This is a genomic window from Streptomyces sp. NPDC054765 (assembly GCF_053612065.1).
This window is the reverse complement of the sequence record NZ_JBSHBP010000015.1, coordinates 95,985-101,984: the sequence shown is the minus strand read 5'-3', so window position 1 is coordinate 101,984 and position 6,000 is coordinate 95,985. Positions and strand designations below refer to the sequence as shown.

General features: G+C 72.3%; 8 protein-coding genes and 1 pseudogene. 6 read left to right on the top strand and 3 right to left on the bottom strand.

What is annotated here, in order from left to right:
* Positions 1-188: 188 nt before the first annotated feature.
* Positions 189-431 (bottom strand): hypothetical protein, encoded by a 243-nt coding sequence (locus ACWGJY_RS12795; RefSeq protein ID WP_453260809.1) that lies wholly within the window; start codon positions 429-431, stop codon positions 189-191.
* 230 nt (positions 432-661) lie between these two features.
* Here ACWGJY_RS12795 and ACWGJY_RS12790 point away from each other — a divergent pair, with 230 nt between their 5' ends.
* From ACWGJY_RS12790 to ACWGJY_RS12775, 4 genes and pseudogenes are all read left to right on the top strand, one after another.
* Positions 662-1,036: a PadR family transcriptional regulator gene (locus tag ACWGJY_RS12790; RefSeq protein ID WP_453260808.1), complete on the top strand. Its 375-nt coding sequence runs from the start codon at positions 662-664 to the stop codon at positions 1,034-1,036.
* A complete protein-coding gene (locus tag ACWGJY_RS12785) occupies positions 1,033-1,632 on the top strand; it encodes an HAAS signaling domain-containing protein (protein ID WP_453260807.1) in 600 nt (199 codons plus the stop codon). The genes ACWGJY_RS12790 and ACWGJY_RS12785 overlap by 4 nt, the downstream gene beginning before the upstream one ends.
* Positions 1,633-1,934: 302 nt before the next feature.
* Positions 1,935-3,329: an aldehyde dehydrogenase family protein gene (locus ACWGJY_RS12780; protein ID WP_453260806.1), complete on the top strand. Its 1,395-nt coding sequence runs from the start codon at positions 1,935-1,937 to the stop codon at positions 3,327-3,329.
* Positions 3,330-3,378: 49 nt separating this feature from the next.
* A pseudogene (locus ACWGJY_RS12775) lies at positions 3,379-3,535 on the top strand (alcohol dehydrogenase); the annotation flags it as partial.
* Positions 3,536-3,616: 81 nt separating this feature from the next.
* On the opposite strand, the gene ACWGJY_RS12770 reads toward ACWGJY_RS12775, so the two are convergent.
* Positions 3,617-4,264, bottom strand: coding sequence for a TetR/AcrR family transcriptional regulator (locus ACWGJY_RS12770; RefSeq protein WP_453260805.1), 648 nt, complete (start codon positions 4,262-4,264; stop codon positions 3,617-3,619).
* 92 nt (positions 4,265-4,356) lie between these two features.
* Here ACWGJY_RS12770 and ACWGJY_RS12765 point away from each other — a divergent pair, with 92 nt between their 5' ends.
* Positions 4,357-4,572: a hypothetical protein gene (locus ACWGJY_RS12765; RefSeq protein WP_453260804.1), complete on the top strand. Its 216-nt coding sequence runs from the start codon at positions 4,357-4,359 to the stop codon at positions 4,570-4,572.
* A gap of 160 nt (positions 4,573-4,732) precedes the next feature.
* A complete protein-coding gene (locus ACWGJY_RS12760; protein ID WP_453260803.1) occupies positions 4,733-5,383 on the top strand; it encodes a TetR/AcrR family transcriptional regulator in 651 nt (216 codons plus the stop codon).
* 57 nt (positions 5,384-5,440) lie between these two features.
* Here ACWGJY_RS12760 and ACWGJY_RS12755 read toward each other — a convergent pair whose 3' ends face one another.
* Positions 5,441-5,902, bottom strand: a complete 462-nt coding sequence (locus ACWGJY_RS12755) for a MaoC family dehydratase (RefSeq protein ID WP_453260802.1) — start codon at positions 5,900-5,902, stop codon at positions 5,441-5,443.
* Positions 5,903-6,000 lie beyond the last annotated feature (98 nt).

The following is a 6,000-nucleotide window of genomic DNA, read 5'->3' as shown; positions in this document are numbered from 1 at the left end:
CGTCGCCGCCCACCTGGTGCCTCCGCGCTGCGGGGGCAATTCCGGGGGGCCGCGGGCCGGCATAGCCGTCCGGCGGCCCGCACGATCGCGGTGACGGCGACGGCGATGGCGCTGGCGGAGGCGGGGAGCGGGGCCGCCGGGGCCTCGGCCCGGGGCGGTGCCGGTGCGTCCGGCCCCTCCTCTGCCCCTCAAGAGGTCGGCGCATCCAGGGAGCGGAGACTTGTGGGGCGCTCCTGGCCGTCCAGGTGGGCCATCGCGTAGCCCTGCTCGTCCTGGCAGCGGGCCAGACGCGCCCTCGTCCACGCGGTACGGGCGTCCATGCCCGGCCCGAAGTCGGCCGCCAGGCGGGGGGCCTGCCGGGTTGTACACGGGGCGAGCAGCCGGCGGGCGAGGGAGAACCGCACCCGGCCGGTGTCAGCCGCGCCCTTCACGTCGGAACGCCCTTGCGGTTCTCGGCCCGGGTCCGGCCGGCCCCGGCTCAACAGGTGGTGCTGTCGTGCGGCCGGTGGCGAGGGTGTCGACGAGGAGGTTCAGTGCCTGGGCGTAGTCGTTGCAGCTCGGTGTGCCGACGCCCGCCACGGCACCACCAGGCTGATGGGCCAAGGGGGTCCGCGCCCATCCCCCTTCCCATACACTTGCCCCACCAGGTATCTTGCATCGCATGGAACCAGGTGATTCGACCAAGCAGGCCCGGGCCGCCGCCCAGCTACGCAAGGGCGTCCTGGAGTACTGCGTACTCGCCCTGATGCGGGACCGCCCCCGCTATGGCGTGGAACTCCTCCACACCCTGGAGGACTCCGGCGCCCTGGCCACCAGCCAGGGCACGGTCTACCCGCTGCTCTCCCGGCTCCGCCGCGACGACCTGGTCACCACCACCTGGCAGGAGTCCGCCTCCGGACCACCCCGTCGCTACTACGCGCTCACCGACAGCGGCCGGGCCGCACTCGACGAGTTCACTCGCGTCTGGCCCGGCTTCCGCAACGCCGTCGACGCCTTCCTGACCACCCCGCACCCCTCCACCGGAGACCCCGCATGAAGACCTCTGCCGACCCCGTACACGACTACCTCTCCGCCGTCGGGCGCGAGGCTTCCGCACTCCCCGCCGACCGTCGCCAGGAACTCCTCGCCGACCTCGCCGAACACATCGAGGTGGCGCACGCCGAACGTCCCGACGCCGCGATCGGCGAGGTCCTGGCGGAGCTGGGGGACCCCCGCACGATCGTGGCGACGGCGCTGGCGGAGGCGGGGAGCGGGGCCGCCGGGGCCTCGGCCCGGGGCGGTGCCGGTGCGCCCGGCCGGCGCGGCAAGGTGCATCCCCTGGTTCCGCTCCTGATGCTCACCCTCCCGTTCCTCTTCGCGCTGGTCTTCCCCGACGTCCCCGGCGCGCAGTTCTGCAGCACTTTGTTCCGCGTCATCGGCGCGGTGCTGCTCTGCACCTCGGTGCACTGGACCACCGTCCAGAAGACCACCGGCGTACTGCTCACCGCCGTCCTGCCGACCGTCGCCATCGGCATCTGGATCTGGTCCACCGCCGACTGGACAGGCAAGACCGCGGCCCTCCTGGCCAACCTGGCGATGCTCGCCCTGCTGGCCGGCACGTCCGCATGGCTCTGGCGGGTCCGCCGCGCCTGAGCGCGGCCGCCGACGTCCCGGTCTGCCGGGACGTTTCGGCCACCTCCGCCTCATCGTTGAAGTCGTCTGTGACCGGATCAGGGATGGGAGCGGGATCTCGCCCACTGGAACCGGATCAGGCGCATCCGTCGTGGGGCGCCGGCAGTCGCGGCCGGCGCCCTGCTGGCCGGCCTTGCCGAAACAGCCCTGAACAAGGGTGGTACCTCCGCGGTCTTCAGGACAGACCTCGTCTGCGGTGTGCGGCGCAAAACTACCGGCGCTAGTTTGGGGGTGACCCGTATCCGGCCCGGGAGGACCACGACGTGAAGCAGCACGACGCGATGTACATCGACGGAAGCTGGCGGCCCGCCGAGGGCAGCGGCACGATCGAGGTCGTCAACCCGGCCGACGGGCGGGTCATCGCCACCGTCCCGGCCGGCTCCGCACAGGACGTGGATGCCGCGGTGCGCGCCGCCCGCGCCGCGCTGCCCGGCTGGGCCGCCACCCCGCCCCACGAGCGCGCCCAGCGGCTGACCGCGCTGCGCGGCCAACTCGCCGCGCGCACCGAGGAGATCGCCGAGACCGTCACCGCCGAACTCGGCTCACCGCTCGCCTTCAGTGCGACGGTGCACGCCGGGGTGCCGGTCGCGGTCTGCGGTTCGTACGCCGAACTGGCCGGTACCTACTCCTTCGAGGAGAAGATCGGCAACTCCACCGTGCTGCTCGAACCGGTCGGCGTGGTGGGTGCGATCACGCCCTGGAACTACCCGCTGCACCAGATCGTCGCCAAGGTCGCCCCGGCGCTCGCGGCCGGGTGCACGGTGGTGCTCAAACCCGCCGAGGACACTCCGCTGGTCGCCCAGCTGTTCGCCGAGTGCGTCGATGCGGCCGGCATACCCGCCGGGGTCTTCAATCTCGTCACCGGACTCGGCCCGGTCGCCGGGCAGGCGCTCGCCGAGCACGCGGGGGTCGATCTGGTCTCCTTCACCGGCTCGACGGCCGTCGGCAAGCGGATCGGTGCCCTCGCGGGCGCCGCGGTCAAGCCGGTGGCGCTGGAGCTGGGCGGCAAGTCCGCCAATGTCATCCTGCCCGGCGCCGATCTGCCCAAGGCGGTCGCGGTCGGCGTCGCCAACGTCATGGCCAACTCCGGCCAGACGTGCAGCGCCTGGACCCGGATGCTGGTCCACCGGGACAGCTACGCCGAGGCCGTCGAGCTGGCCACGGCGGCGGCTGCCAAGTACGTCCCCGGCGAGCGGGTCGGCCCGCTGGTCAACGCCCAGCAGCGGGACCGGGTGCGCGGCTACATCGAGCAGGGCATCGCCGAGGGCGCACGGGTCGTGGCGGGCGGCCCGGAGGCGCCCGCCACGACGGGCTACTACGTGGCGCCGACCGTCTTCGCCGACGTCACCCCGGAGATGACCATCGCCCAGGAGGAGATCTTCGGCCCCGTCCTGTCGATCCTGAAGTACGAGGACGAGGACGATGCCGTCCGGATCGCCAATGACACCGTCTACGGCCTGGCCGGCGCGGTCTGGGCGGGGGACGAGGCCGAGGCGGTCGCGTTCGCCCGCCGTCTGCACACCGGGCAGGTCGACATCAACGGCGGCCGTTTCAACCCCCTCGCCCCGTTCGGCGGTTACAAGCAGTCCGGTGTCGGCCGCGAGCTGGGCCGGCACGGTCTGGCCGAATATCTGCAGACCAAGTCGCTGCAGTTCTGATCCGGCCGGGCGGCGGGGCGCGGCCGGTGCCGCACCCCGTCGCCACGCCCTCCCCGTCATCGCGGAACACGTCCGCTCCGGCGGCACTCGGCCTCTCCGCCCCGGTCACCGAGCGGATCGCCCTGGACGGCATCCCGGCCGCCTTCGACGCGATGCCGGCGGGCAGGGCCGGGCGGGTGTGGGTGGTGTTCGGGACGGAGGAGTGAGGAAGGGCGGGCCGGGGCGCGGGAGGTGCCCCGGCCCGCGCGTACCGGCCGGGCGACGGAACCGGGAGCCGCGGGGCGCGGTCAGCGCTCGTGTGGCGGCAGGAGTTCCGGGTGCTGCAGTGCCAGGCCGTCCACCAGTGCCCGCAGCCCGGTCTCGAACGCGCCCTCGTCCACCTGGCGCTGATGCTCCGGCAGAAGGTGGGCCTGGCCCAGGTGCGGATAGTCGGCGGGGTCGTAGGCGCCCGGGTCGTCGACGAAGCCGCGGGCGAACGAGCCCAGCGCGGAGCCGGCCACGAAGTAACGGACCATCGCACAGACCCTGGTGGCCTGGGCGGGCGGCCAGCCCGCCCCGACCATGCCGCCGAACGCCGCGTCGGCCATCTTCAGCCCGGCGGGGCGGCGGCCGGGGCCCTGGGCGAGGAACGGCACGATGTGCGGATGGGCGGCGAGCGCCGCGCGGTAGGAGCGGGCCCAGTCGAGCAGCCCGGCGCGCCAGTCCCCACCCGCCTCGAAGGCCGACACATCGACCTTGGCGATGACCGTGTCGGCCACCGCGTCGAGGATCTCGTCCTTGGTCGTGAAGTGGTTGTAGAGGGACGGCCCGCTCACGCCCAGCTCCGCCGCCAGCCGGCGGGTGGAGAGCGCCGGCAGCCCTTCGGCGTCGATGAGCGCCAGCGCCGTGGAGACGATGCGCTCGCGGCTCAGCAGGGGCTTACGGGGGCGGGCCATGACGCACATAGTAGAGGCCATCCACCAAAAACTAGCAGTGCTAATTAAGCATTCACGTTCACGTTTACGTTCTCGTCCGCAAGGGGCCCGAGATGAACCTGGAGCTCAGTGCGGAGCGGACCGCGGTACGGCAGCTCGCCGAGGGCTTCGCCGCCTGTGAGGTCACCCCGTACGCCACCGCAGGGGACCGCGCGGAACAGGCCGACCGCGGGGTCGTGAAGAAGCTCCCGCGGGCTGTGTGGGCATCGCTGCCGCGGGACGCCCGGGTGATGCCCCTGTGCGAGGGCACAGCCAGATACGGAAGCTGATCATCGGCCGTGCGCTGACCGGGGTCCTTGCCTTCTGACCGGCCCGTCCACGGGTATCCGGTCCGCCCGCCGCCAGCCCCTAAGCGCTTGCTCAGCAGCGCGATATGGTGTTCGATCCGTCAGGGGAGGTTTCCTGGCGGATCGAGGAGCGGGGCAGGCGATGGGTGCGGCGGCGGAGCGGGCCGAAGAAGAGAACCAGGAGTGGGCCGGGGTGACTCCGGACGCCGCGCGGCGCCTGGTCGGTGCCGCCGTCGAGGCGTTCGCCGAGCGTGGCTACCACGCCACCACCACCCGTGACATCGCCGGCCGGGCCGGTATGAGCCCGGCCGCCCTCTACATCCACTACAAGACCAAGGAAGAGCTGCTCTACCGCATCAGCGGCATCGGGCACGAAAAGGCGCTGCGCATCATGGTCGCCGCTGCCGGGGCCGGTGGCAGCGCCACGGACCGCCTCCGCGACGCCGTACGGGGCTTCGCCCGCTGGCACGCGGAGCACCACACCACCGCCCGGGTCATCCAGTACGAACTACAGGCGCTGAGCCCGGAGCACTACGCCGAGATCACCGGTCTGCGCCGCCGGACCGACCGGTTGCTGCGGCAGATCATCCAAGACGGTGCGGACAGCGGGGAGTTCCACGCCGACGATGTGCCGGGCACCACCCTTGCGGTGCTGTCGCTGTGCGTGGATGTCGCCCGCTGGTTCACGGCGGACGGCCGGCGTACGCCCGACGAAGTCGGCACCCTCTATGCCGACCTCGTGCTGCGCATGGTGGGCACGCCCGTGGACCGGGCCGTTTCCCCCGGGGAGTAGTCGGGCGCAGCCCCTCCCCCCGGGGGAGGGCTGCGCCCCGGCCCGGCCGTGGCCCGGCTACAGGTGGAAGCGGCTGACCGTCTCCGCGACACAGACCGGCTTGTCGCCGCCCTCGCGCTCGACCGTCACGACGGTGGCGAGCTGGACACCGCCGGGCACCTCGGTCACCTCCGCGATCCGGGCCGTGGCACGCAGCCGTGAGCCGACCGGGACGGTGGCGGGGAAGCGCACCTTGTTGGTGCCGTAGTTGATGCCCATCTTCACGTTGTCGACCCGCATCAGCTGCGGGACGAGGGCGGGCAGCAGTGACAGCGTCAGATAGCCGTGCGCAATGGTGGTGCCGAAGGGGCCGGCCGCGGCCTTCTCCTGGTCCACATGGATCCACTGGTGATCGCCGGTGGCCTCCGCGAAGAGGTCGATCCGTTTCTGGTCGATCTCCAGCCAGTCGCTGGTGCCCAGCTCCTCACCGACTGCGTCCCGCAGTTCGTCGAGCGATCCGAACACTCGGGGCTGTGCCATCTTTGTCCGCCTCCTCGGGATCCATCCGCCGCTGTCGTGCATCGGCCGACGTTTACTAAGCGCTTGCTCAGCATGCTGAGCGCGGTGCCCGCTGTCAA

Excerpts from the sequence above, each read along its gene's own strand:
- ACWGJY_RS12770 (WP_453260805.1), bottom strand. The coding sequence starts at position 4,264 with ATGGCCCGCCCCCGTAAGCCCCTGCTGAGCCGCGAGCGCATCGTCTCC.
- ACWGJY_RS12785 (WP_453260807.1), top strand. The coding sequence starts at position 1,033 with ATGAAGACCTCTGCCGACCCCGTACACGACTACCTCTCCGCCGTCGGG.
- ACWGJY_RS12760 (WP_453260803.1), top strand. The coding sequence starts at position 4,733 with ATGGGTGCGGCGGCGGAGCGGGCCGAAGAAGAGAACCAGGAGTGGGCC.
- ACWGJY_RS12755 (WP_453260802.1), bottom strand. The coding sequence starts at position 5,902 with ATGGCACAGCCCCGAGTGTTCGGATCGCTCGACGAACTGCGGGACGCA.
- ACWGJY_RS12790 (WP_453260808.1), top strand. The coding sequence starts at position 662 with ATGGAACCAGGTGATTCGACCAAGCAGGCCCGGGCCGCCGCCCAGCTA.
- ACWGJY_RS12765 (WP_453260804.1), top strand. The coding sequence starts at position 4,357 with ATGAACCTGGAGCTCAGTGCGGAGCGGACCGCGGTACGGCAGCTCGCC.